We start from the raw sequence: 25,061 nt of genomic DNA, 5'->3' as shown, positions 1-25,061 counted from the left end.
CCGGTCACGGCCACAGCAGCTCGCGCGTCCAGTCGCCGTCCGCCGTCCGGCGGTAGCGCAGCCGGATGTGGCGTCGCCGGGCGTCGCCCTGGAAGAACTCGACCTCGGCCGGCTCGACCACGTACCGGGTCCAGGTCGGGGCCTCCGTGTCCGGTTCCGCCCGGGCCCGGTCCCACGCCGCGTCCGCCGCCCGGTGGAGGGCGGCCGTCGACTCCACGACCTCGCTCTGGGCCCCGGTCAGGGCTGCGGCCAGCGCCCCCGTGGACCGGGCGTGCAGGTCGGCGTGGCTCTCGGCGGGGGTGCAGCGGACGACCGGGCCCCGGACCCGTACCTGCCGTCCCTGCGCGGGCCAGTAGAAGCCCAGCGCGGCGTGCGGGTGGGCGGCGAGCTGGTGGCCCTTGGCGCTGGTGGCGTGCGAGGCGAAGTGGAAGCCCCGCCCGTCCGCGTCGTGCAGGAGCAGTGTGCGTACGTCGGGGAGACCCTCGGCGTCGGCCGTGGCCAGCCACATCGCGTGCGGCTCCGGCTGCCCCGCCGCCACGGCCTCGGCGAACCAGGCGTGGAAGAGGGGGACCGGGGCGGGCGGGGCCGCCTCCGGGTCGAAGGACGGCAGCTCGGTGTCCCAGACGCGCTGGGCGTGCAGGAGGCCGAGGAAGGGGCGGGGGGTGTGGTCGCTCATGGTGGCCATTGGACCGCACGGGGCCCGTCCGCGTCCTTCAAGGGGCTGGAGAGCGCGCTCACCGTCGTCGGGCTGTGAGCCGGGCGGGCCGGCCGGTGCCGGACCCCTCACCCCCGCCCCAGCACCACCGTCCCCGACGAGCAGAACCAGCCGCCCGTCCCCGAGGCCACCGCCAGCTCCGGCAGTGCGCCGCCCGGCCGGTGGACCTGGCGCTCGCCGGCCTCGCCGCGCAGTTGCCGTACCGCCTCCACCAGCAGGAACAGCCCGCGCATCCCGGGGTGGCAGGCGGACAGGCCGCCGCCGTCCGTGTTCACCGGGAGCTCGCCGCGCAGCCCGGTGCGGCCCTTCTCGACGAACGCGCCGCCCTCGCCCTTCGCACAGAAGCCCAGGTCCTCCAGCGTCACCAGCGTCATGTACGTGAACGCGTCGTAGATCTCGGCCAGGTCGATGTCGGCGGGCCGCACCCCGGCCCGTTCGAAGGCGAGGCGGCCGGAGACGGCGGCGGGGGAGACCGTGAAGTCCTCCCACTCGGACATCGTGGAGTGCGAGACGTGCTCCCCGGTCCCCAGGATCCAGACGGGCGCCTTCGCCGTGTCGGGGACGTACTCCTCGGCGGCCAGCAGCACCGCGCACCCCCCGTCGCTGCGGATGCAGCAGTGCAGCTTGGTGAACGGGTCCGCGATCATCGGGCCGGAGAGGACGTCGTCGACCGTGACCGGGTCCCGGAACATCGCCTCCGGGTTCGCCGCCGCGTTCGCCCGCGCCGTCACCGCCACCTCGGCGAGCTGCTCCAGCGTCGTGCCGTACTCGTGCATGTGGCGGCGGGCGGCCATCGCGTACTTGGCGATCAGCGAATGCCCGTACGGCACCTCGAACTGGAGCGGCCCGCGCGCCCCGAACGACAGGTTCGACGTGCGGCGGCCCGCCTTGATGTCGGCCCGGGCCGTCGACCCGTAGACGAGGAGCACCGCCCGCGCGCGGCCCGCCGCGATGGCGTCCGCCGCGTGGGCGGCCATCACCTCCCAGGTGGCGCCGCCCACCGCCGTGGAGTCGACCCAGGTGGGCCGCAGCCCCAGATACTCGGCGACCTCCACCGGGGCGAGCGTCCCGAGCCCCGCGGAGGCGAAGCCGTCGACGACCGAGCGGTCGAGGCCGGAGTCGGCGAGCGCGCGGCGGGCCGCCTGGGCGTGCAGGGCGTACGGAGTGGCGTCGTCGACGCGACCGCAGTCCGCGAGTGATGTGCCGACGACGGCGACCTTGCGCGGACGGCGGGAGACGGCAGGTGCGGCGGAGGCCGAGGCGGGCGTCATGGATCTGACGGTACATCAGATAGTGGTCCCCGCAACCGGGTGTGCGCAACGGATTCCTTCGCCCGCACGGGTGCGCGACCCTGGGAATTCCCGCCCCCCGCACCTAACATGACGCCTCGTCAGATCAGGGGTGGCCTGCCCCTGGGTGGAAGGAGCCCGCAGATGGACGCCGCCTTCACCGCGGAACAGCACGAGATCCGCCGCACCCTGCGCGAACTGCTCGCCCGGGGCGCCGGACCCGACGCGATCCCCGCCGCCGTGTCCACCGCCGAGGGCTACGACCCGGTCCTCTGGAGGAGGCTCGCCCGGGACCTCGGACTGCCCGGCCTGGCGGTCGCGGAGGAGTACGGCGGGGCCGGCTGCACGGCCACCGAGCTGGCCCTCGCCTGCGAGGAGACAGGGCGCGCCCTGCTGCCCTCGCCGCTGCTCGCCACCGCCGCCCTCACCGCACCCCTGATCGCCGCCCTCGGCACCCCGGACCAGCGGACCGCCCTGCTGCCCCGGATCGCCGAGGGCGCCCTGACCGCAGCCCTCGCCGTCCCCGGCGGCTCGCTCGCCACCGCGCTCGGCCTCACCGGAGACAACCGCGACGGGGCCTGGGCGGGCGGCGGCCGGGCGGGCGGCATCCAGGCCCGCGGGTCCGGGGGCGCTGCGGGCGGCGGCTGGCGGCTCTACGGGGAGGCCGACCGGGTCCTTGACGGCCACAGCGCCGGGCTGCTCCTGGTCGCCGCCCACACCGGGGGCTATCCGCGCAGCCGTACGCTCCTGTTCCTGGTGGACGCCGACACCGGCTCCGGCACGGCGGGGCTGGTGCGCACCCGCCTCACCGCCCTCGACGAGACCCGCCCGCTGGCCCGCGTCGAACTGCGCGACGCCCCGGCCGAGCTCCTCGGCGCGGACGACAGCGCCGACGCGGCCGACGCGCTCGCCGCCGCCGGGCGCACGGCCGCCGCGATCCTCGCCGCCGAGGCGGTCGGGACGGCGGCGAGCGCCCTGGAGCGCACCGTGGCGTACGTGAAGGAGCGCGAACAGTTCGGCAGGGCCGTCGGTTCGTTCCAGGCCGTCAAGCACCGCCTCGCCGACCTGTACGTACGGGTCGAGGCGGCCCGCTCCGCCGCGTACCACGCCGCCCGGGACCCGGAGGCCGGGCCGCTCGCGCTCGCCCAGGCCCTGGAGGCGGCCCGGATCACCACCGGTGAGGCGGTCCAGCTGCACGGCGGCATCGGCTTCACCTGGGAGCACGAGGCGCACCGGTACCTCAAGCGGGCCGCGGGCGACGAACTGCTCTTCGGCCCGGTCCACCGGCTGCGCGACCACGCGGCGCAGCGGGCCGGACTCTTCGGGGCCGCCGCATCCGCGCCGGCGGGTGCGGCGCCCCACGGGCCCGCCGCCGTTTCCCCGTCCGCCGGCCTCGGGCACAGGGCGGGCGTCCGATGACCGGTTCCCGTGGCGCACGTCTGGTCCAGAAGGTCTCCTCGACCCGTGCCTTCGCGCGGACCGCCCCACACGTGGTCCCCGCCCTGGACCGGGCCGTACACCGGCTCACCCGGGGAAAGGTGCTGCTCAGCGCCCGGATGCTGCCGGGGCTCGTCCTCACGGTGCCCGGGGCGCGCACGGGTCGGCCGAGGACCACACCGCTGGCCTGCATGCCGGAGGGCGAGGCGGAGAGCGGCTGGATCCTCGTCGGCAGCAACTTCGGCCGTACGGGGCATCCGGCCTGGACCGCGAACCTGCTGGCCCGCGGGGGCGAGGCCGTCGTCAGCTGGCGCGGCCGGGACATCCCGGTGCGCGCGACCCTGCTGGAGGGTGAGGAGCGGGCCCGGGTGTGGGAGGCCGCGCTGGCTTTCTGGCCGCCGTACGCGGCGTACCAGCGACGGATCGAGCGGCAGATCCGGCTGTTCAGGCTGGAGCGCCGGTAGCGGGTGCGGCTCCCCGTCCGGGAACGCCGACGGCGGACCACCCGCAGGGGTGCGTGGGTGGTCCGCCGTCGGTGAGACAGGACGTGGGGCGTCCGGGCGAGCGGGTGCCCGCCCGGTGGCGAGGGGCGTCCGGGGCCGGTGGGCCTCCTGCGCCCCGGCCTACTTCGTCGGCTTCTTGCCGGTGATGCCGAGGTGCACCAACAGGGCGAGATTGGGCCGCAGTTCGGCCTGCTTCACGCCCCAGGTGGTGAAGCCCTTCTGGTGCGAGGCGACCGCGGCCAGCATCGCGACCAGGGAGCCCGCCATCGCCGCCGGACTGACGTCCTTGTCGACCTTGCCCTTGCTCTGCAGCTCCTTCACGGAATCCGTGAGGGAGTTGGTGACCGAGTTCAGGATCTTCATGCGGATCTTGTAGAACCGCTTGTCCCCCTCGGCCGCACCGAGGTCGATCACGCGGAGGATCGCGTCGTTGTGCCGCCAGAAGTCGAGGAATCCCTCGACGAGTTGCTCGGAGGTCGCCCAGCCGGCCTTGCCGACCCAGGAGCGTCCGGCGACCAGTTCGGTCAGTCCGGCACCCTCCTTGGCGACTTCCTCGGCGATTTCGAGGACGGCGCCCTCCACGTCGGGGAAGTACTGGTAGAAAGTCGCGGGTGAGGTCCCGGCCTTCCGGGCGACGTCGATGACTTTGACGTCCCGGTACGGCGAGGAACTGAGCATCTCGCTGAGGCAGTCGAGCAGCTTCTGCCGCGTCGCCTGACCGCGTCGACCGGCCACGCGGCCGTCGACGGTGCGTACTTGTCCTGTCATGCCGTCAGCTTACCGAGGGGCGATGGGAGCGCGATTCGGCCGACTGCAAATGGGGAACGCCGCAGGACCTGCGGGGTGCGCGGGGGCGGGGAGCGACGGTTTTCGGCCGCGGTGTGGAAGGCCCCGCAGCCGGGGAAGTTGCCGGGTGAAAATGTTATCAACAGCCTGTGGACAACTTCGGTGGACAACTTTCGTCCACGTGGTGGGCGCACCCTTCATCAATCGGTCAAAGGTTCCCTTCAGGTGCGTCCGGGGCGCGCGGGACCGGAGGCGACGTTACGTTGACTGTGACGGGCGTCACTGCTACGGAAGGACCCGGTCCCATGGCCGCATTCGCGCATTCCGCGCCGTGCTGGGCGGACGTGCAGCTCTCCGACCTCGAAGCGGGCAAGCGCTTCTACGGCGGGCTCTTCGGCTGGACCTTCCAGGCGGGCGACGGCATGCCCTTCGCGGACGCGCTCAGCGACGGCCGCCTGGTCGCCGGGCTCGCCGCCAAGAAGGACGGCCGGATGCCCACGGCCTGGGGCGTCTACTTCGCCACCGACGACATCCGGGCCACCGTCGCCGCGATCCGCGAGCACGGCGGCCAGATCATCACCGACCCGGTACGGGCGGGACGCGCCGGGATCGTGGCGCAGGCCGCCGACCCCGGGGGCGCGGTCTTCGGGCTCTGGCAGCCGGAGGAACGCGCGGGCTTCGAGAAGCAGAACGACCCCGCGTCCTTCTGCTGGACCGAGGTGTACACCCGGCACCCCGACCGGGTGGACCCCTTCTACGAGAAGGTCTTCGGCTTCCACGGCACCGACCTAGACGAGTCGGGCCACGGCGTCTCCGACGACGCCGAGGCGCTGGTCGACTTCCGGATGTGGACCCCGAAGGGCGCCGAACCGGGCCCGGACACCGCCGTCGGCGGCCGCAGCGTCATCACGGACGCGCTCCCCGCCGAGATGCCGAGCTACTTCCTCGTCTACTTCGCCGTCGCCGACTGCGACGCCGCCGCCGAACTCGCCGTCCAGCTCGGCGGCCGGGTCGCCCAGCCGCCCTTCGGCATCCCCTACGGCCGGATGGCCGTCCTGCACGACGACCAGGGGGCCGTCTTCGCGGTACTGGAGCCCGGCGAGCCGCTCCCGTAACCCGGTGTGGGGGGATACCACCCGAAGTGACATGAGACACCCCCATCCGCCCCCGGGTTCGCAACAGACGCCCGGGCCAGGAAGAATCGGGGTGCGTACCGCCAGGTGATACCCAGTGGTGAGACCCTGCACAGGGTGCCCTGCGCAGGGCGGTATTCGACCGGGCGGAAATTCGCGGACTTCGTCGCCGAGGTCCGTTACGGGGAGGTGGCAGGCAAGTGGTGGAGCAGCTGACGCAGCACGACCCGAGACGGATCGGCCCGTTCGAGGTGCTGGGGCGGCTCGGGGCCGGCGGCATGGGGCTGGTCTATCTCGCGCGCTCGGCGTCCGGCCGGCGGGTGGCGATCAAGACGGTGCGGACCGAGCTCGCCGAGGACCAGCTCTTCCGGGTCCGCTTCACGCGCGAGGTCGAGGCCGCCCGCGCGGTCAGCGGGTTCTACACCGCCGCCGTGGTCGACGCCGACCCGCGTGCCGCCGTGCCCTGGCTCGCCACCGCCTATGTGCCCGCACCCTCGCTCGAAGAGATAGTGAACGAGTGCGGTCCCATGCCGACCCAGGCCGTGCGCTGGCTGGCCGCCGGCATCGCCGAGGCGCTCCAGTCCATCCACGGCGCGGGTCTCGTCCACCGAGACCTGAAGCCGTCCAACGTCCTCGTCGTCGAGGACGGTCCCCGGGTGATCGACTTCGGTATCGCCTCCGGCGTCTCCAACACCCGGCTGACCATGACGAACGTCGCCGTCGGCACGCCCGCGTACATGTCGCCCGAGCAGGCCCGGGACTCCCGCAGCGTCACCGGGGCCAGCGACATCTTCTCGCTCGGCTCCACGCTCGTCTTCGCCGCCACCGGGCACGCCCCCTTCCACGGGGCCAACCCGGTCGAGACGGTGTTCATGCTGCTGCGCGAGGGCCCCGACACCGAAGGCCTGCCCCACGACCTGCGGCCGCTGATCGAGTCCTGCATGCAGATGGACGCCACCCGGCGGCCCAGCCCCGCCGACCTCCAGGCGCGGCTCGCCCCGCACCTCTTCGCCTCCGGCAGCGACGACAGCGGCACGGCCTCGGCCTGGCTGCCGTCCCCGGCCACCGCGATGATCGAGCGGCGCAGGGGCGGCGGGCGCACCGCACCGCCCGCCCCGGTATCGCCCCCGCCGCCCCCGCCGCAGCCCCCCAGGGCCCCCGAGCGGGACATCGCCTGGCGCAGCGGGGCCGACCTGCGCTCGCCCTCCCCGCTGGCCTCGCCCTCGCCGATGTCCGGCGCGTCCGGCCCGGCCCCCTCTGCGGGCCCTTCCGCCGCTCGCGACAGCGGTCCCGTCCACCTGCCCGGCGCCAAGGTGCCGATCGGCCCCGGACCGCGTGCGGGGGAGGGGCGCGGGGCGGCCGCCGCGCACCCGGCCGCCGCGACCGGGTGGGTCCGCCCGCCCGCCGGAGTGAACGGTTCGCAGGCGGCCACGGCGCCCACCGCCCCCGTCCCGGCCCCGGGGCCCTCCCCGGACGGCGCGGCCCCCGCCCCCGACCGCTGGCGGCCCTGGCGCTTCCGCATGTCCAACGACGTGTGGGGGACGCCCGTCGTTGTCGGCGACCTGCTGTACGTGACGTCCTTCGAGGTCCACGCCCTGGACGTGGGCAACGGCCGACGCCAGTTCAAGACCCGGGACGTGGCCTGGGCGATGGCCGTCGAGGGCGGCAGGATCCACGCCTCGGACGGCCCCTCGCTGTACGCGCTGGACGCCACGACCGGCGCCGAGCAGTGGCGGCTGTCGACCGACGCCTGGGTGTACGCCCTCAAAGCCGACCGGGGCACGGTCCTCACCGCGACCCGGGGCGGCGGCGTCCAGGGCTGGGAGGCCTCCAACGGCGAGAAGCTGTGGGAAGTCACCGGTGCGCAGAGCGACTTCGAGACGGCGGAGGCCGGTCCGGTCATCCACGACGGCACGGTGTACGTCTGGCAGGACGCCCGGCTGCGCGCGCTGGACGCCCGTACGGGCATCGAGCGCTGGTCGTACCCCATCGGCGACGCGGCCTCCTGCGGCGGCGTCCCGGTCCGGGTCACCCCCGCCCCCGACGGCTACGTCTACGTCGCGGCGGGCACCCGGGTGCTGGCGGTGGAGACCGGCTCCGGACGGGTGCGCTGGCACTTCGAGTCGCCCGCGGTGTTCCTCTCCCCGCCCGCGTTCGCGCCGGGCCCGGCGGTGACCGGCGGCGGCGTGTACCTCGCGGACTACCTCGGCACGGTGTACGCGCTGGACGCGACGACCGGCAAGGACCGCTGGCGGATCGCCACGGAGGCCCGCGCCTCGATCGAGCCGGTGCTCGTCGCGGTGGGCAACGTCCACGTGGGCAGCGGCAGCGCGCTGTACACCCTGGACGCGGTCACCGGCACCCCGAAGTGGCGCTTCGCGGCGGGCGGCGACGTGGTGGGCTCCCCGGTGGTGGCGGACGGCCGGGTCCACTTCGGCTCGGCGGACCATGTCCTCTACACGCTGGACGCGGCGGGGGGCCAGCTGCGCTGGAAGCTCGCGACGGGCGGCGAGATCACGGGCTCGCCGGTGGCCCGGGCGGGCGTGGTGTACGCCTGCAGCAAGGACCGCTGCGTGTACGCACTGGACGCCCTGAAGGGCACGGGCACGGGCAACCGGGCCCGGACCTGAGCCTGGTCCTGTCCTCAATCGCCGGACGGGCTTGAAAGATGTCCGGACCCTCGACGGGGTGACCGTCAACCCTGCGGAGGCGGAGGCGGCGGCCGGTGCGGCGGATGTACCGGGTCCCGGGGGTCGTCCTCCGGATGCGGCGCCCGCGGATAGGACCGCGTACGGGGGTCACGGGGATCGGGCCCCGTGTACGGGTCCACCTCCGGCTCCGGCCACGGCGACGTCTGCACGGACATCCCCGGCTCCTGCGTCGGCGGCCACGTGTCCACCTGGTCCGCCGCCGGCGCGGCATACGGCTCCACCGGCTCCCGCACCCGCCCGGGCCCCCGCTCCCGCCGCCCCCGCCGGCCCTTCATCAGCAACGCCCCGATCAGCATCAGCAACCCGCCCGCCAGCGCGTTCGCCACCCCCACCCGCAAACCCGCCCCGTCCCCGCCCACCACCAGCGAGCCCGCCGCCTGCCCCTGGCGGACCATCCACAGGATCGTGAAGCCCAGCACGACCAGCCCCGCGAGGGCGACCACGAGCCGCGAGCGGAGCAGCACGCCCACGACCACCAGCAGTGCCGCGGCCAGGAACGGCAGCAGGATCGAGACCAGCACCCCCGACTCCGTGGCGGTGATCCCCTCGAAGAGGTCCCGCACCCGGTAGTCGCGCCCGACCCGACCGTCGTACCACGCACGGAACGGGCTCAGCACGGCGGAGGCCGCCCCGGCCAGGGCGACGAGGGAGCCGAGGACGTTGCGGATCATCGTCGGCCTCCAGGGCGTCGTCCAGCGCGTACGCGGGCATCCCCCCGCAGCCGACGCTACTGCGGGACGATCACCCCCGCCACGCAGACCATGACGGGACCGTGACAGGGTCATGACTTGGGCATGGGTCGCGCACGGCATGCTGGGGGTGACAACGCGACGCCCGCCATCGGCGCGACGTACCGGCAACGAAACTCAAGGGGGGCTGCATCCATGATGCGGCGACAGACGAAGCTCGCGGCGGTCCTGGTCGTGGTGGTGCTCGCACTCACCGGATTCTCCACCTCCAGCAGCGGCGGCAAGGGCGGCAAGAGCAGGAGCGGCAAGAGCAGCAGCTCGGGCGGCGGCGGCTGCTCCAGCTCGAAGAAGAGCAACAACGGCTACCGCGACACCGACCATGACGACTACGGCGACTCCTCGTCCTCCGGCTCGTCCGGCTCCTACGGAACCCCGACGCCCACCGCCTCCGACGCCCCCGCCGTCCGGGTGATCCGCTGCGCCGTGCCGCGCAAGGGCAAGCGCAAGGCGGTCACCTCGTCGCTGGTGGAGTTGCGGGCGAAGGAGCCGGGCTCGCAGGAGTACGAGATCGACGTGCGGTTCGTCGACGGCCTGGGGAACACCGTGGACACCGCCGAGACCATAGTGAACCTCGACGGCGGCGAGTCCCGCACCCTCACCCTGCGGATGGAGAGCCCCGGCAAGGTGTCCAGGGTCAAGCGCTGCGAAGTGACCGCCGAGGCGCTCTGAGCGGGCTCTGCCCGCACGGGGCGGGCGGACGGGTACCGCGCGTGCTCAGCTCACCGCACCCGGGGCTCCCCGCCCCTGCCCCCGCCCCGCCCCTCGAACAGCTCCGCCTGCCGTTCCGGGGCCAAGCTGCCCAGGGCGATCAGCGCCGGGGCCTGGGACATCGCCTGGGTCCTGGCCGCCTCCTTCGCGGACCACACCGCCCGGACCGTGCCCTGCACCGCCTCCGTCGGGTACCCGGCGATCACCGCCGCCGACCGCAGCGCCGCCGCCACCGCGCCGCCCGGCTCCGTCACCTCGCTGACCAGCCCGACCGCGTACGCCCGCTCGGCGCTCACCCGCTCCGCCGTGCCCATCAGGGACATCCGGGCGACCTCCCCGAGCGGCATCCGCTGGGCCATCGCGATCGCCTCGTACGCCGAGACCATCCCGTACGTCGTGTGCGGGTCGAAGAACGTCGCCTCCCGGGACGCGACGACGAACTCCGCCTCGCCCAGCAAATAGAACGCCCCGCCGCAGGCCATCCCCTCCACGGCCGCGAGCACCGGCTTCCACAGGTCGTTCGCCTTGGGTCCGATCCGCAGGAGGGGATCGTCGACGGCGTACGGGGACGGGGGCTGCGGAACGGTGACGCCCCGGTCGATCCCCGTACAGAAGGCACGCGTTCCGGCCCCGGTGAGGACCACGGCCCGCACCGACTCGTCGTATCGCAACTCCCGCCAGATCGCTGTGAGTTCACCGGCCGTCTCCAGGTCGATCGCGTTGAGCTTCGCCGGCCGGTCCAGGGTGACGAGCGCGACCCCGGCCTCCTCGTCCCGCTCGGTGCGCAGGGCCATCGCTCACCGCTCCAGGAGCCAGCGGACGAGCGTGACGCCGGGTGCGCCACCGGGTTCGACCGGGCAGAAGACCGCCCGCACCGGAGCCCCGATCCGCAGCCGCGCCGGGTCCACCGAGTTCAGCGGCGCGTCGGGGGAGGCGACGACGTTCCCGGCCAGCCGGATGTGCGGGGCGTCGGCCAGCTCGACCAGCACCGCGTTGTACGGCGCCTGTTCGGCGTAGGCGGGGAGCAGTGGCGGATGCGGGATCACGTAGGACCAGAGCCGGCCGCGCCCGCTCGTCTCCCGCCACTCACTCCCGAACGACCCGCAGTGCGGGCAGCAGGGCCGGGGCGGGAAGCGCAGTTCGCCGCAGGCGGGGGAGGCGCAGGCCTGCACGCGCAGTTCGCCGCGCGCGGCGTACTCCCAGAAGGGCGCGCCGTCCTCGTCGACGACGGGAAGCAGCAGGGAATCGTTCACGGCCATCTCCTCAACTCCTCAGCAGTACGGCCGATGTCGGGACGCCCTCACCGGCGGTGACCAGGCAGGTGGCGGCGTCGGGCACCTGGGCGGTGGAGGTGCCGCGCAGTTGCTTCACGCCCTCGGTGATGAGGTTGAAGCCGTGGACGTACGCCTCACTCAGGCCGCCGCCGCCGGTGTTGACGGGCAGCCGCCCGCCGCTCTCCAGGGCCCCGCCCTCGGTGAACGCGCCGCCCTCGCCGCGCCCGCAGAAGCCGTACCCCTCCAGGGAGAGGGGGACGAGCGGGGTGAACGCGTCGTAGATCTGGGCCACATCGACGTCGTCGGGCCCGAAGTCGGCCTGTTTCCACAGCTGTCGGGCGGCCGTCCAGGCGGGCCCGGTGAGCGGGTCGTCGTTCCAGTAGTTGACCATCCCGTGGTGCTGGGCGGGCAGCCCCTGGGCCACGGAGTGGAGGTAGACCGGCTTCCGCCGGCAGTCGCGGGCGCGTTCGGCGGAGACGATGACGCAGGCCAACGCCCCGTCGGTCTCCAGGCAGTTGTCGAAGAGGCAGAGGGGTTCGCTGATCCAGCGGGAGTTCATGTACATCTCGCGGGTCAGCGGGCGCTCGTACATGATCGCGGCCGGGTTCTGGTTGGCCCGGTTGCGGCAGGCGAGCGCGACGTTGAAGAGGTGGTCGCGGGTGGCTCCGTACTCGTGCATGTAGCGCCGGGCCAGCATGCCGATCTCGTCGGCGGGCCGCAGCAGCCCGTAGGGCCGGGTCCACTGGGCGGGCGTGGGGAGTTGAACGGCGGTGTTCTTCCACGGCCGGGGCCCGGATCCGCGTTTGCGGGACCGCCAGGCGACGCCGACGCTCGCCTGTCCGGTGGCGACTGCGGAGGCGAGGTGGGCGAGGGTGGCGCAGGAGCCCCCGCCGCCGTACCCCACCTTGCTGAAGAAGGTGACGTCTCCGGCCCCGATCGCCTTGGCGACCTCGACCTCGTCGGTCTCCTCCATGGTGTACGAGGCGAAGCCGTCGACTTCCGACGGCGCGATCCCGGCGTCGTCGAGGGCCGCCAGGATCGCCCGGCAGGCGAGCGTCTTCTCGGACTCCGGGAGCCGTTTCGCGAACGCCGTCTGCCCGATCCCGGCTATCGCCGTCGCGTCCTTGAGCGTTGCCATCCGCTGACCTCCCGCACCGTCGCGCCTGCTGACAGCGGCAGAGGCTACCGCTAATCTGACGGATAGTCAGCTAATGCGGCAGCGGGAGGGCGCGAGATGCGAGGCGACGAGGAATGGTGCACCATCCCGGAGCTGGTGCGGACGGCGGCGCGGCGTCACGGCACCGCCGAGGCGGTGGCCGACGGCCGCACCCGGCTCTCGTACGCCGAGCTCGGCGACCGGGTGGAGCGCGCGGCGGCCGCGTGCATCGCCTCCGGGGTGGAGCCGGGGGACCGGGTCGCGGTCTGGGCCCCGAACACCCTGGACTGGATCGTCTCCGCGCTCGGGGCGGTGACCGCCGGCGGGGTGCTGGTCCCGCTGAACACGCGCTTCAAGGGCACGGAGGCGGCGTACATCCTGCGGCGCAGCCGGGCCAGGCTGCTGTTCGTCACCGGTACGTTCCTGGGCACCTCGTACGTGGCGTCGCTGCGGCGGGCGGAGGTGAAGCTGCCGGACCTGGAGCGGGTGGTGGTGCTGGCGGACACGGCCCCCGAGGACTACACGAGCTGGCCGGACTTCCTGGCGTCGGGGGAGAGCGTCCCGTCCTCCGCCGTACGGGAACGGGCGGCGGCCATCGCCCCCACGGACCCCTCCGACATCATCTACACCTCCGGCACCACGGGCCGCCCGAAGGGTGCGGTGATCACCCACGCCCAGACGCTGCGCGCGTACGCGATCTGGAGCGACCTGGCGGGCCTGCGTGAAGGCGACCGCTACCTGATCGTGAACCCGTTCTTCCACACCTTCGGCTACAAGGCGGGCATCATCGCCTGTCTGATGCGGGGGGCCACGATGGTGCCGCAGCCGGTGTTCAACGTGGACACGGTGCTGGCGAACATCGCGGCGGAACGGATCTCGGTCCTGCCCGGCCCGCCGACCCTCCACCAGTCGCTCCTGGACCACCCGGCACGCGACGCGCACGACCTCTCGGCCCTCCGCCTGGTCGTCACCGGCGCGGCGGTGGTCCCCCTCCGGCTGGTGGAGCGCCTGCGCAACGAGCTCCACATCGCGACGGTCCTCACGGCGTACGGCCTCTCCGAGGCGAGCGGCATCGTCACCATGTGCCGCCGGGGCGACGCGCCCGAGGTCGTGGCCACCACGTCCGGCCGGGCGATCCCCGGCACCGAGATCCGCGTCCAGGCGGAACCGGGCGCTCCGGGCGAGGTGCAGGTCCGCGGCTTCACCGTGATGACCGGCTACTTCGAGGACCCGGACACGACGGCCGCCACGATGACCGAGGACGGCTGGCTCCGCACCGGCGACGTGGGCGTCCTGGACGCGGCGGGCAACCTGCGGATCACGGACCGGATCAAGGACATGTTCATCGTGGGCGGCTTCAACGCCTACCCGGCCGAGATAGAGCAGCTCCTCGGCCTCCACCCGGACGTGGCCGACGTCGCGGTCATCGGCATCCCGGACCCGAGGCTCGGCGAGGTCGGCAAGGCCTACGCGGTCCGCCGCCGGGGCGCGACGCTCACCGCGGACGACCTGATCGCCTGGTCCCGCCGCGAGATGGCGAACTTCAAGGTGCCGAGGGCGGTGGAATTCGTCCCCGAGCTGCCGCGCAACGCGAGCGGCAAGGTGGTGAAGGGGGAGCTGCGGGGGCGGGGGTAGGCCGGCGCGAGGCCGGCCTGCGCGGCCACAAGTACGCCATCGACGCCGCGCTCGCCGCGATCGCGAACCGGCAGCCGGGCCGGAGGGCGCTCTTCACGTCCGACGTGGACGACCTGGCGAAGCTGTGCGCGGCGAAGGTTCAGGTGCGGGGATCGTAGACGCCGACTCCCGCCGGGGCCGAGGGCCTCAGACCTTCTCCGTGGTCACGCGAGGGTGGTCGGCGGTGAGGATACCGATGTCCTCCACGTCGGACGTCAGGATGGTCACCCGGCCCGGGTGCGCCAGAGCGGTCGCGCAGAGCATCGCGTCGATGGCGTACTTGTGGCCGTGCAGTCCAGCGTTACGGAGCAGGGATGCGGCTGTGTGCGCGAGGACCTGGGTGACCGGTTCGACGCGTAGGCGTGACAGTGTCCAGGACAGCGCTGAAGGACTGAGCCGTGGGTGAATCACCTCGACCAGGACCGCCGCCGAAGTGATCACCGGGAGGTCTGCGTCGCGGGCGGCCTCCAGCCATTCCTGAACCTCTCGGCCCCGCTGGACGGCCTGTGCGAGTCCTTCGCTGTCGAGGACCAGGGCACCGCTCACGCGGCCGCTCCGGCTTGGGGCGGGTCGCTCGTCAGTTTGGCGCGCTTGTCGGCCACAGCGGCGGGGTCGGTGGGACCGTTGGTCGCCTCGAAGTCGGCGAGGAGCTCGTCCAGGTGGTCGCGCTCGATCTGCCGCTGTGCGGCCATCTCGAGGTAGGCGGACACGCCGCGCTTGCCGACTCGCTCGCGGATCGCATGAAGGGTGCCGGCGGTGAGAGAGACGGAGATGCCGCTGCTGGGGCCGTCTCCGGGGGGGAAGTCGGGGGCTTCGGTCATGGACCGACTTTAGCATTTTCAATGCCATATGGCCCGGGTGGGTACTTAGAGGAAGGGGCGGAGACGGCGTGCGGAGGGGCCCGAGCGCACGCTCGGGCCCCGGGATGCTTCTGGCTCAGGTCGCGTGGTTGTCCTGCGTGGTGACGGGGGTGTCGCCGGTCGCGTGGTTGTCGGCCAAGGCCCGGGAAGCCGAGGCCGAGGGCGACTGCGAACGCGGCGGCGACGGACGTCTTCTTGGTGCGGGTCATTCCCGCTCCTGTGGTGTAGCGAGCTTCCGGACGTGGAGTGACGCTAGTGACAAGGGGGGGCGATGGCGGTACCCCCATGGCGGGAAGGGGTCGAACGTTTACGCGATTACGTGAGCAGGTCGTTCCTGCACATGCAGCGGCCGCGGTGGCTCCCCCTCGGTGCCACCGCGGCCGCTTCCCCCGTACCCCGTCGGGAAGGTCTACTTCTTCGGCTCGAACGGCTCCGACGTGGCGTGCTGGTCCTGCGTGGTCACCGGCTCGCCGGTGGCGTGCTGGTCCTGCGTCGTCGGCTCGCCCGTGGCGTGCTGGTCGGCGGGCTTGAAGACAGGGTCCTTCTTCGTGGCGTCGGCCATGATGGTCAACTCCTTCTCTTGTGCGGTGCGTCAGCAGTGGGTTGGCGAGGCCCGTCCGGCTGTTCCCCCGTGGACTGCCGGACGGGCCTCTCGGGGCCGCTCACCTTAATAGCGCGCCCGATGTCGCCCCCGTCTGCCCCCCGACGCGACGGATCGACATGACTGAGCATGGCGGGCGGCGATAAACGAACGATGAACGCGGCTGCTTCAGTGCGTCGAGATGCGCGTCAGCAGTGATCGGACGCCGTCCGCCTCGGTCGAGCCGAGCTCGTCGTATATGTCCAGCGCCTCGTTCCAGCAGACCTGGGCACGGCCGGTCTGGCCGATGCCGGCCAGCGCCCGCCCCAGCACGGTCAGGACGTTCCCCCGCCGCCACTCGCCGCCGATGCCTCGCAGGACCGTCAGGGCCACCTCCGCGTACTGAGCGGCCTGTGCGGGCTGCCCGGACGCGATCTCGACCTCCGCCAGCCGGAACAGAGTCATGCCCTCCCACAGTCGCTGGCGGCTTTCGCGGAATATCTCCAGCGCCTCGGTCAGCTTCGCGGTGGCCGCCGAGAACTCCTCGCTCTGGGTCAGCGCCATGCCCAGGGCGTAGCGGCCGTTCGCGCCGCGCAGGGCATGGCCGAGGAGGTCGTAGATCTCGATGCCGGAGCGGGCCAGGGTGATGGCGCTGCCGGTACGTCCCGTGGCGAGGTGGATGCGGGAGAGGTTGCACAGGGCGCTCGCCTCGCCCGGGCGGTTGCCGTCGCTGCGGAATGCCTCGATCGCCTGGTTCAGGAAGGCTTCGCCGTCCTGGTGGCGGCTGTGGTAGAGCGCGATGATGCCCCGGGCGTTGGCCGCCCAGCTGACCGCCAGCAGGTCCTGGGCGGTCTCGGCCAGCCGCATCGCCTCCTTGGCCTCCCCGTCCGCATGGTCGAATCGCCCCGCCAACTGGTGTGCGTTGGCAAGGCACATGACGGCGCGGCTCTCCGTCCGGGGATCGCCGCACTCCCGGGCGGCTTCGCGCACCGTCACGGCCGCCGCCTCGTACTGCTTCGCGTTCGCGCCCGACTCGCCCAGGTCCAGGGCGGCGTACAGCAGATCCACCGCGCGGCGCAGGGTGGCCGGGCGTGCTACCTGGCGTACGCAGGTCAGCAGGTTGGTCGCCTCCGTGTACAGCCAGTCCAGGGCCGCGTGCCGGTCGCCGAACGAGAGCCCCGCGCGGTCCGTCGGCTCCAGGTGATCCACCAGCCGGTCCCCCGGCCGCTCCAGCGCGTACACCCCCGCCGCCGTGGCCAGATAGAAGTCCAGCAGCCGCGACAGCGCCAGCTCCCGCTCCACCGGTGACTGCTCGTCCCGCTCCGCGCACGCACGCGCGTAGAGTCGCACCAGGTCGTGGTACCGGTAGCGGCCAGGCGCTGCCGACTCCACCAGGCTCGTGTCGACCAGGGCCTCCAGGAGGTCCTCCGCCACGTGCGGGTCCAGGTCCAGCAGGGCCGCCGCCGCGGCCAGCGAGACGTCCGGGCCGTCCGCGAGGCCCAGGAGACGGAAGGCGCGGGCCTGGGCCGGTTCCAGCTGGCCGTAGCCGAGTTCGAACGTGGCCTTCACCGCGAGATCGCCCGCCTGCAGCTCGTCCAGCCGGCGTCGCTCGTCCGCGAGCTTGGCGGCGAGGACCGAGACCGTCCAGGTGCGGCGGGCGGCCAGCCGGGAGGCGGCGATGCGGATCGCCAGGGGCAGGAAGCCGCACGCGGCCACCACGTCCAGCGCCGCCTCGCGCTCCGCGCCGACCCGCTCCGCGCCGACGATCCGGGTGAAGAGCTGGAGCGCCTCCTCGGGCGACATCACGTCCAGGTCCACCAGATGTGCCCCGGCCAGGTCCACCATCCGCACCCGGCTCGTCACCAGGGCCGCGCACCCCGGCGTACCGGGCAGCAACGGGCGGATCTGGGCCGCGTCGTGGGCGTTGTCGAGGAGGATCAGTATGCGGCGGCCGTCCAGCGTCGAGCGGTACAGCGCGGCCCGCTCGTCCAGCGTGTCCGGGATCGCCGAGTCCGCCGTGCCGAGCGCCCGCAGGAACGCCCCGAGCACCGTCTCCGGTTCGGCGGCCCTGGCTCCCGCGCCCTGGAGGTCGACGTAGAGCTGCCCGTCCGGGAAGTGCCGGCGGGCCTGGTGGGCGACGTGCACGGCCAGCGTCGTCTTGCCGACGCCGCCGATCCCGGCCACCGCGGAGACGGCCATCACCGAGCCCTCGGCGGTGGCGAGACGGCCGCCCAGCTCGGAGACGAACGCGGACCGGCCGGTGAAGTCCGGCACCGTCGCCGGAAGCTGCGCGGGGCGCAGCGGGGCGGGCGCGGGGGCAGGCTCGTCCGCAGGGCGGGCCAGCTCCTCGTCGGCGCGCAGGATCCGCTGCTGGAGCTGGGCCAGTTCGGGGCGCGGGTCGACGCCCAGCTCCTCCGCGAGGAGCCGGCGGGTGTCCGCGTACACCGCGAGCGCCTCGGCCTGCCGGCCGCTGCGGTACAGCGCCACCATCAGCAGCTCGCGCAGCCTCTCGCGCAGCGGGTGGGCGGCGGTGAGCGCGGTCAGCTCGGAGACGGCCTCCGCGTGGCAGCCGACCTCCAGGTCCAGGTCGAGCCGGGTCTCGGTGAGCTGGAGCCGCCACTCCTCCAGCCTGGTGCGCTGGTTGTCCGCGTACGGCCCGGGGACGGAGGCCAGCGCCTCGCCGTCCCACAGGCCCAGCACCTTGTTGATCAGGGTGCGCGCCTGGCAGCGGTCGCCGGCCGCGCGGGCCTTCTCGGCCTCGGCCGTCAGGTCCTGTGCCAGCGTCAGGTCGAGCGCGGCCCGGTCGGCCCGGATCGCGTAGCCGCCGGACTCGCTCACCAGGGTGTCCTGGCCCAGGATCTTGCGCAGCCGGGAGGCGTACGTCCGGATCGTGGCCAGCGCCTGCGAGGGCGGGTCCTCGCCCCAGAACGCGTCGATCAGCTCGCCCGCGGTGGCCGTCCGGCCCTCGCGCAGCAGCAGCGCGGCCAGCAGGGCGCGCTGCTGGGGCGAGCCTGAGGAGAGCAGCTCCGAGCCCCGCCAGGCCCGTACGGGGCCGAGCACGGTGAACCTGAGGGAGTCCGCCGTACCCGGTTTCTCCGGAGCACGCTGCTCCGGTACGCGCACGCGTGGCCCGCTGTCACGGTCCATTGATGCCCCCTGTCCTGCTCGCCTGCCGGTCCCGCTCGTCTGCGGATCCTGCCGGTGGTGCCCGCGCCCGGATGTCCGCCCGTGCGTCGACGTGCGGTATGCATCCGGATGGCGCGGTACCGCTGGTATCGCGCTCAACAGTCTGCCTTGTCCCGGGCGGACTCGTCAGCAGTGGGTGACGCTCTGCACAAGCCCTCGACAACGATTCGGGAACCGTGCCCCGTGCCGTGTCCGGGGCCAATGCGCGCACGGTAGCTGACGGTTCGTCAGATCGACGCTACCGTGGAACGCATGGAGACCTTCCCGAAGATCATCTCGGTGGACGACCACACGGTGGAGCCCGCTCATGTCTGGCGGGACCGGCTCCCGTCCAGGTACGCGGACTCCGGGCCGCGCGTCGTCCGCGCACCGCTGAAGGAAATGACCTTCATGGGCGGCAGGTTCGCGCCTGTGATGGGCGCGAAGGGCGACGACGGACCGGTCGGCGACTGGTGGGTGTACGAGGACCTGCACCGCCCGCTCACCCGCCTCGACACCGCCGTCGGCTACGACAGGGAGGAGATCAAGCTGGAGATCATCACCTACGAGCAGATGCGGCCCGGCTCCTTCTCGGTGCCGGACCGGCTCGCCGACATGGACGTCAACCACGTGCAGTCCGCCCTCTGCTTCCCGACCTTCCCCCGTTTCTGCGGGCAGACGTTCACCGAAGCGAAGGACCGCGAACTGGGGCTCCTCGGCGTGCGCGCGTACAACGACTGGATGGTGGAGGAGTGGTGCGGCCCCGAGGCGCACGGCCGCCTCATCCCGCTCACACTCGTCCCGCTGTGGGACGCGGAGCTCGCCGCCGCCGAGGTCCGGCGCAACGCGGCGCGAGGCGTGCGCGCGGTCGCATTCTCCGAGATACCTCCCCATCTCGGGCTTCCGTCCATACATGCGGACGACTGGGATCCGTTCCTCGCGGCCTGCGACGAGACGGGCACCGTGATCGCCATGCACATCGGCTCCTCGTCGAAGATGCCGTCCACCTCCGCCGACGCCCCGCCCGCCGTCGGCTCCACCATCACCTTCGCCAACTGCTGCTTCTCGATGGTCGACTGGCTGATGAGCGGCAAGTTCGAACGCTTCCCCAACCTGAAGATCATGTACGCGGAGGGGCAGATCGGCTGGATTCCGTACATCCTGGAGCGCGCCGACGTGGTCTGGGAGGAGAACCGGGCCTGGGGCGGCGTCGCCGAGAAGGTCCACCGGCCGCCGTCCGAGCTGTTCGCCGAGCATGTCCACGGCTGCTTCTTCGACGACGCGTTCGGGCTGAAGAACCTCGACGCGATCGGCGTCGGCAACGTCCTGTACGAGACGGACTACCCGCACTCCGACTCCACCTGGCCCCGCTCCCGCGAGGTCGGCGAGGAACAGATGGGCCACCTGGACCCGGACGTCGTCGACCGCATCGTGCGCGGCAACGCGATCGGCCTGCTGGGGCTCACGGAGGACGGGCTCTGGGTGGGGGCGTAGAACCCGGGCGTGGGCGCCCCGTACGGGAGGGTGCGCCGCCCCCTCCCGTACGGGACGCCGCCCCTCCCTGCCGTCGCCGGGTCAGGCCTTCGCCACCGGCTCCTGGAGTTCCGTCACCCACGCGCCCCGGTCCGCCGGGCACTCCAGGTTGACCTCGCGGGCGTAGCCGGTGGAGCGGTAGCCGTTCGCGTCCAGCCAGCGGGCCAGGGTGTGGGACGCCGGCAGCACGTCGTCCATCGCGCCCCGGTGCACGATCGTGGCCGCCTCGAACGGCGGCAGCTCCACGACCCGCACCCCCGTGTCCCCGACCGCGCCCGCCGGGGCCGACACCGTGACCCCGGCGTGCACCGTGATCGCGCCGCCACCCTCGGGGGCGTCCTCGTACCTCGCGATCCCGGGGCCGGTGGGCCGTACGCCGGCGCTCTCCAGGAGCGGGAAGAGCCGCTCGTACAGTGGGCCGATCACCGGCCCGATGTCCTGCGGCTGGTAGCTCGCGGCGGTCCCGGTCAGCTCGGCCACCCGGACCGCCGGAACGGTCTTGATCACAACGTCGTCGGCAGGCATGCGTCCCTCGCTCTCGATCGACCGGAGCCTCGCCTCGACCCGGGCCAGCCGCGCCGAAGCGGCCGCCACCGCCTCCGCCAGCTCGGCCCGGCGCAGCCGCAGCATCCCGCGCAGCTCCTCCGGGCCCAGCCGCTCGTCCAGGACCGCCCCCACCTGCTGGAGGGTGAAGCCGAGGTCCTTGAGCGCGATGATCCGGTTGAGCCGGGCGAGCTGGGCCGCGCCGTAGAAGCGGTAGCCGGTGGCGGGGTCGGTGCGGTCGGGTCGCAGCAGCCCGATGGCGTCGTAGTGGCGCAGCATCCGGGGCGACACCCGTCCGTACCTGGCGAAGTCTCCGATGGTGAACATGATGTCTCCCACTGCACCCCTTCACACGGGGGCAAGGTCAAGCGCCGGCCCGGCTACGGGACCACGATCGGCGTGGCGGGCCCGACCGCACACAGGCAGGAGCCCCGTTCCCCCGCCGGAGCGGGGGAGCGGGGCTCCTTGGGTACTGCTGTGTACGGCCGCGATCGACCGACCCGGGCAACTAGGCCGGGGTGACGTTCTCAGCCTGCGGACCCTTGGGTCCCTGAGTGACGTCGAAGTTCACGACCTGGTTCTCCTCGAGGGAGCGGAACCCGGACGCATTGATCGCGGAGTAGTGAACGAAGACATCCGGGCCGCCGCCGTCCTGGGCGATGAAGCCGAAGCCCTTTTCAGCGTTGAACCACTTGACGGTTCCGGTAGCCATAAGCCCTCCTTGGGCCAAAGGGTTGCCCTGCTCCAGAACCTGCAAACAAGTCTGAAAACTACAAAAGCCTGCGGGTTACATGCTCCGCAGGCTCTGTACTGCAAGGGAAACCAAACTGCAACTTGCGGGCGAGCCTAGCACGCGGTCTCTGGCGAGCGGTAGAGGGAAAGATCACTTCACCCGGATGTTTGACGGCCCTCGTGAGGCGTCCGGAGGAAGGGCCTCGTGCGGGCCTCCCGAAGGGAGCGCGGGCCCGGGGTACGGACGGGGCGTGGGGCGGGCGCGCGCCCCGGTGGTGCTCGTGGCCGGGTGCGGGTCTAGCCTCGCGATGTGGACAATTCAACCGTCTCCCCCCGCGAAGGCGACGACGACCGTCGCAGCCGGCCCCGCGTCGGCCACATCCAGTTCCTGAACTGCCTCCCGCTGTACTGGGGCCTGGCGCGGACGGGGACCCTGCTCGACCTGGAGCTCTCCAAGGACACCCCGGAGCGGCTCAGCGAGCAGCTGATCAGGGGTGACCTGGACATCGGCCCGGTCACCCTCGTGGAGTACCTGCGCAACGCCGACGACCTGGTGGCCTTCCCCGACATCGCGGTCGGCTGCGACGGGCCCGTCATGTCCTGCGTGATCGTCTCCCAGCTCCCGCTGGAGCAGCTCGACCGGGCCCGGGTGGCGCTCGGCTCGACCTCCCGCACCTCGGTGCGGCTGGCGCAGCTGCTGCTGGCCGAGCGCTACGGGGTCCGGCCCGACTACTACACCTGCCCGCCCGACCTGGGCCTGATGATGCGGGAGGCGGACGCCGCGGTGCTGATCGGCGACGCCGCGCTGCGCGCCAACCTGCACGACGCCCCCCGGCTCGGGCTCCAGGTCCACGACCTGGGCCAGATGTGGAAGGAGTGGACGGGGCTGCCGTTCGTCTTCGCCGTCTGGGCCGCCCGCAAGGACTTCCTCGCCGCGCACCCCGAACGGACGGCCCAGGTCCACGAGGCGTTCCTGGCCTCCCGGGACCTCTCCCTGGAGGAGGTCACCAAGGTCGCGGAGCAGGCGGCCCGCTGGGAGGCCTTCGACGCGGAGGTGCTGGAGCGGTACTTCACGACGCTCGACTTCCGATTCGGCCCGGACCAGCTGGCCGGAGTCCACGAGTTCGCCCGCCGGACGGGCCGGGACACCGGTTACCCGGCCGACGTCCGCGTGGAACTGCTCGGCGGCTGAGCCGGGGAATGGAGGGAATTCCCTTTCCGTCCCGGGACAGGGAATGCGAGGGATGCGAGGGCCGGCGGAACAACGCATTCGCGCCTTTCCCCGGGGCGAAATGATCCCCTCCTGACCGGAGAAGGGAGAATGGTCCGGCCGTTTCCCGGTGACCGCGCCGGTGGCGCCCCCTAGGCTTCGGTCCGGGTCCGGACCGTCCACAGCGATTACCGTCCAGGGGTTCACCGTCCGCAGGGTTCACAGGGGGAGTCCATATGCAGCCGCTGGAAGCGGGCGAACCGCACACCATCGGTGCCTACCGGCTGCTCGGCAGGCTCGGCGCGGGCGGCATGGGCCGGGTCTACCTCGGCCGCAGCGCGGGCGGGCGCACGGTCGCGGTCAAGGTCGTCCACCCCCACTTCGCCCTCGACGAGCAGTTCCGCGCCCGGTTCCGGCGCGAGGTGGAGTCCGCCCGGCGCATCGGCGCCCAGTGGACGGCCCCGGTTTTGGACGCCGATCCGGACGCCCCGGTGCCGTGGGTGGCGACCGGGTACGTCGCCGGGCCGCCGCTCTCCCAGGCGATCACCGAGCACGGCCCGCTGCCCGAACACGCGGTACGCACCCTGGGCGCCGGCCTCGCCGAGGCCCTCGCCGTCGTCCACGGCCAGAGCATCGTCCACCGCGACGTGAAGCCGTCCAACGTGCTGCTCGCCCTCGACGGCCCCCGCCTCATCGACTTCGGCATCGCCCGGGCCCTCGGCGCGACCGTCTCGCTCACCTCCACCGGGGTCTCCGTCGGCTCGCCCGGCTACATGGCGCCCGAGCAGATCCGGGGCCGGGACGTCTCCGGCGCGGCCGACGTCTTCTCGCTGGGCGCGGTCCTGGCGTACGCGGCGACGGGCGCGGCCCCCTTCCCGGGCGACTCCTCCGCCGTACTCCTCTACAAGGTGGTCCACGAGGAACCCGAACTGGGCGACCTGGAGGGCGAACTGCGCGAGGTGGTCGCGGGCTGTCTCGCCAAGGACCCGGCGGCCCGCCCCGCCCCGGCCGAACTCGCCCGGGCGCTCGCTCCCGGCGGGGCGGCGGCGATGGTGGCGGGCGGCTGGCTGCCGGGCGGGCTGGTGCGCGAGGTCAGCCGGTCCGCGGTGGCGCTGCTGGACCTGGAACCGCAGGACGCGCCGGTGCAGTCGGGGCCCGTGCCGTTCAGCAGCGCTTCGCTGGGTGCGGGACCGGGAGCGGAAGCGGCCGCACCGGGCCGGGCCGGGGAATTCGGCCCGCCCGCCCCGAGCCCGCAGGACGCGCCGTACGGAACACCGCGCCCGCAGGAAGCGCCGTACGGAACACCGCGCCCGCAGGACGCGCCGTACGGGACGCCACGTCCGCAGGAAGCCTCGCAGGAAGCGCCGCGGGAGGCCCCGTACCGGACGCCGAGCCCGCAGGAAGCGCCGCAGGACGTGCCCTACCGGATGCCGCACCCGCAGGACGACGCGTACGGGACACCCCATCCGCAGGACGACGCGTACGGGACGCCGCCCCCGCCCCCGCCACCGACGCCTCCGCGCGCGAAGCCCGCCTCCACCGCGCCCCCGCCCCCCACACACGCCGGGACCTACCGGCAGGGCGGCGACGGCGTGCACGGCGGGAGCGGGCTGCCGGGGCAGCGTGCCGGTGACCCGCGCTTCTCCCTGACCGTCAGCGCCGAGAACCGTCAGGGCGCCGGGGAACGCCGCAGCCGCCGGGTCAGCTGCACGGTCGCCCTGGCCGTGGCGGGCGCGCTCGCCGTCGTCACCCTCGGCACGGGCCTGCTCGACGGCCTCTTCCCGGGCGGCGACGCCGACCGGGGCAACGACAGAGCGGCGAACCGCCCGTCCCCCTCCGCCTCCACGCCCGCCCCCGCGAAGCCCACGCCCGACGATTCCACCGAAGCGACCGACGCCCCGGTCGGCGCGCTGCCGAAGGCGTACGTCGGCACCTGGAAGGGGCCGGTCACCGAGAGGACGACCGGTCAGCCGCACGGCACCCTCACCGCCGTCTTCACCGCGGGGAAGCGCGGCGAGCAGGTCGTCCGGATGAGCACGACCATCTCCCAGCTCGGCATCACCGTCACCTGCAACAGCGTCGGCACCCTCGCCTCCGGCACCGCGAAGGAGCTGAACATCCGTGAGGCCACCGACCCGGACCGCCCCAGCACCCCCGGCCTGTGCACCACCACCGAGGCCGACCTCGTCTTCCGCCTCGCCGACGACGGCACCCTGGACTACCGCTCCGAGGAACGCGCCGCGGGTCTGCCGTACGGGAAGCTCACCAGGTCCGGCGGCTGAGAGCCTGTCGGGTGACCTCTG

General features: G+C 73.1%; 22 protein-coding genes. 9 read left to right on the top strand and 13 right to left on the bottom strand.

Annotated elements, in window-relative coordinates:
• Window positions 1–4: 4 nt before the first annotated feature.
• Window positions 5–685, bottom strand: a complete 681-nt coding sequence (locus IG90_RS0107160) for a pyridoxine/pyridoxamine 5'-phosphate oxidase (protein WP_030579232.1) — start codon at window positions 683–685, stop codon at window positions 5–7.
• Window positions 686–783: 98 nt separating this feature from the next.
• Entirely contained in the window at window positions 784–1,986 is a 1,203-nt protein-coding gene (locus IG90_RS0107155) for a thiolase C-terminal domain-containing protein (RefSeq protein ID WP_030579231.1), read from the bottom strand.
• Between the two features lie 162 nt (window positions 1,987–2,148).
• Here IG90_RS0107155 and IG90_RS0107150 point away from each other — a divergent pair, with 162 nt between their 5' ends.
• Together IG90_RS0107150 and IG90_RS0107145 are read left to right on the top strand one after the other, a co-directional pair.
• Window positions 2,149–3,423 (top strand): acyl-CoA dehydrogenase family protein, encoded by a 1,275-nt coding sequence (locus tag IG90_RS0107150; RefSeq protein ID WP_030579230.1) that lies wholly within the window; start codon window positions 2,149–2,151, stop codon window positions 3,421–3,423.
• Window positions 3,420–3,905 carry a nitroreductase family deazaflavin-dependent oxidoreductase gene (locus tag IG90_RS0107145; RefSeq protein WP_030579229.1) on the top strand — a complete coding sequence of 162 codons (486 nt, stop codon included), beginning with the start codon at window positions 3,420–3,422 and terminating at the stop codon, window positions 3,903–3,905. Before IG90_RS0107150 ends, IG90_RS0107145 begins: the two co-directional genes overlap by 4 nt.
• Before the next feature lie 159 nt (window positions 3,906–4,064).
• On the opposite strand, the gene IG90_RS0107140 is transcribed toward IG90_RS0107145, so the two are convergent.
• Window positions 4,065–4,712: a TetR family transcriptional regulator gene (locus IG90_RS0107140; RefSeq protein WP_030579228.1), complete on the bottom strand. Its 648-nt coding sequence runs from the start codon at window positions 4,710–4,712 to the stop codon at window positions 4,065–4,067.
• Between the two features lie 323 nt (window positions 4,713–5,035).
• On the opposite strand from IG90_RS0107140, the gene IG90_RS0107135 reads away from it, so the two are divergent.
• Complete coding sequence (locus IG90_RS0107135; RefSeq protein ID WP_030579226.1) at window positions 5,036–5,845, top strand: VOC family protein; 810 nt, start codon at window positions 5,036–5,038, stop codon at window positions 5,843–5,845.
• Between the two features lie 218 nt (window positions 5,846–6,063).
• A complete protein-coding gene (afsK, locus tag IG90_RS0107130; protein ID WP_030579224.1) occupies window positions 6,064–8,493 on the top strand; it encodes a protein serine/threonine kinase AfsK in 2,430 nt (809 codons plus the stop codon).
• Window positions 8,494–8,558: 65 nt separating this feature from the next.
• Here the strand turns inward: afsK and IG90_RS0107125 are convergent, their stop codons facing one another.
• Window positions 8,559–9,245 carry a hypothetical protein gene (locus IG90_RS0107125; protein WP_030579222.1) on the bottom strand — a complete coding sequence of 229 codons (687 nt, stop codon included), beginning with the start codon at window positions 9,243–9,245 and terminating at the stop codon, window positions 8,559–8,561.
• 213 nt (window positions 9,246–9,458) lie between these two features.
• Between IG90_RS0107125 and IG90_RS0107120 the strand changes: the two genes are divergently transcribed.
• Window positions 9,459–9,992, top strand: coding sequence for a hypothetical protein (locus IG90_RS0107120; RefSeq protein WP_030579218.1), 534 nt, complete (start codon window positions 9,459–9,461; stop codon window positions 9,990–9,992).
• 50 nt (window positions 9,993–10,042) lie between these two features.
• Here IG90_RS0107120 and IG90_RS0107115 read toward each other — a convergent pair whose 3' ends face one another.
• Genes IG90_RS0107115 through IG90_RS0107105 form a run of 3 tightly spaced genes read right to left on the bottom strand, consistent with a single transcriptional unit; the run spans window position 10,043 to window position 12,443 of the window.
• Window positions 10,043–10,825, bottom strand: a complete 783-nt coding sequence (locus IG90_RS0107115; RefSeq protein WP_030579215.1) for an enoyl-CoA hydratase/isomerase family protein — start codon at window positions 10,823–10,825, stop codon at window positions 10,043–10,045.
• A 3-nt stretch (window positions 10,826–10,828) separates the two neighbouring features.
• Window positions 10,829–11,290 (bottom strand): Zn-ribbon domain-containing OB-fold protein, encoded by a 462-nt coding sequence (locus IG90_RS0107110; RefSeq protein ID WP_030579212.1) that lies wholly within the window; start codon window positions 11,288–11,290, stop codon window positions 10,829–10,831.
• 4 nt (window positions 11,291–11,294) lie between these two features.
• On the bottom strand, window positions 11,295–12,443 hold the full coding sequence (locus tag IG90_RS0107105) for a lipid-transfer protein (protein ID WP_030579209.1): 1,149 nt from the start codon (window positions 12,441–12,443) through the stop codon (window positions 11,295–11,297).
• 96 nt (window positions 12,444–12,539) lie between these two features.
• Here IG90_RS0107105 and IG90_RS0107100 point away from each other — a divergent pair, with 96 nt between their 5' ends.
• Window positions 12,540–14,096, top strand: coding sequence for a FadD3 family acyl-CoA ligase (locus IG90_RS0107100; RefSeq protein ID WP_030579206.1), 1,557 nt, complete (start codon window positions 12,540–12,542; stop codon window positions 14,094–14,096).
• A 186-nt stretch (window positions 14,097–14,282) separates the two neighbouring features.
• On the opposite strand, the gene IG90_RS0107095 is transcribed toward IG90_RS0107100, so the two are convergent.
• The 4 genes from IG90_RS0107095 to afsR form a co-directional block, all read right to left on the bottom strand.
• Entirely contained in the window at window positions 14,283–14,681 is a 399-nt protein-coding gene (locus IG90_RS0107095) for a type II toxin-antitoxin system VapC family toxin (protein ID WP_030579203.1), read from the bottom strand.
• Window positions 14,678–14,956, bottom strand: coding sequence for a hypothetical protein (locus IG90_RS0107090; RefSeq protein ID WP_030579201.1), 279 nt, complete (start codon window positions 14,954–14,956; stop codon window positions 14,678–14,680). Before IG90_RS0107090 ends, IG90_RS0107095 begins: the two co-directional genes overlap by 4 nt.
• Window positions 14,957–15,404: 448 nt before the next feature.
• A complete protein-coding gene (locus IG90_RS44700; RefSeq protein WP_164493874.1) occupies window positions 15,405–15,557 on the bottom strand; it encodes a hypothetical protein in 153 nt (50 codons plus the stop codon).
• A gap of 207 nt (window positions 15,558–15,764) precedes the next feature.
• Window positions 15,765–18,722 (bottom strand): SARP-family global regulator AfsR, encoded by a 2,958-nt coding sequence (afsR, locus tag IG90_RS0107080; RefSeq protein ID WP_030579198.1) that lies wholly within the window; start codon window positions 18,720–18,722, stop codon window positions 15,765–15,767.
• A gap of 291 nt (window positions 18,723–19,013) precedes the next feature.
• Here afsR and IG90_RS0107075 point away from each other — a divergent pair, with 291 nt between their 5' ends.
• Window positions 19,014–20,234 carry an amidohydrolase family protein gene (locus IG90_RS0107075; RefSeq protein WP_030579195.1) on the top strand — a complete coding sequence of 407 codons (1,221 nt, stop codon included), beginning with the start codon at window positions 19,014–19,016 and terminating at the stop codon, window positions 20,232–20,234.
• A gap of 81 nt (window positions 20,235–20,315) precedes the next feature.
• Here IG90_RS0107075 and IG90_RS0107070 read toward each other — a convergent pair whose 3' ends face one another.
• The gene (locus IG90_RS0107070) at window positions 20,316–21,143 is read right to left on the bottom strand and encodes a MerR family transcriptional regulator (protein ID WP_030579192.1); all 828 of its coding nucleotides are present in this window, start codon (window positions 21,141–21,143) and stop codon (window positions 20,316–20,318) included.
• 181 nt (window positions 21,144–21,324) lie between these two features.
• Window positions 21,325–21,528 carry a cold-shock protein gene (locus IG90_RS0107065; protein WP_003967102.1) on the bottom strand — a complete coding sequence of 68 codons (204 nt, stop codon included), beginning with the start codon at window positions 21,526–21,528 and terminating at the stop codon, window positions 21,325–21,327.
• A 330-nt stretch (window positions 21,529–21,858) separates the two neighbouring features.
• Between IG90_RS0107065 and IG90_RS0107060 the strand changes: the two genes are divergently transcribed.
• Complete coding sequence (locus IG90_RS0107060) at window positions 21,859–22,740, top strand: menaquinone biosynthetic enzyme MqnA/MqnD family protein (protein ID WP_030579189.1); 882 nt, start codon at window positions 21,859–21,861, stop codon at window positions 22,738–22,740.
• 254 nt (window positions 22,741–22,994) lie between these two features.
• The gene (locus IG90_RS0107055; RefSeq protein ID WP_030579186.1) at window positions 22,995–25,040 is read left to right on the top strand and encodes a serine/threonine-protein kinase; all 2,046 of its coding nucleotides are present in this window, start codon (window positions 22,995–22,997) and stop codon (window positions 25,038–25,040) included.
• Window positions 25,041–25,061 lie beyond the last annotated feature (21 nt).

Source organism: Streptomyces anulatus (assembly GCF_000721175.1).
Classification (GTDB): Bacteria; Actinomycetota; Actinomycetes; order Streptomycetales; family Streptomycetaceae; genus Streptomyces; species Streptomyces anulatus_C.
Note: the sequence above shows the minus strand (reverse complement) of the source record. Positions and strands in the feature narration are given on the sequence as shown.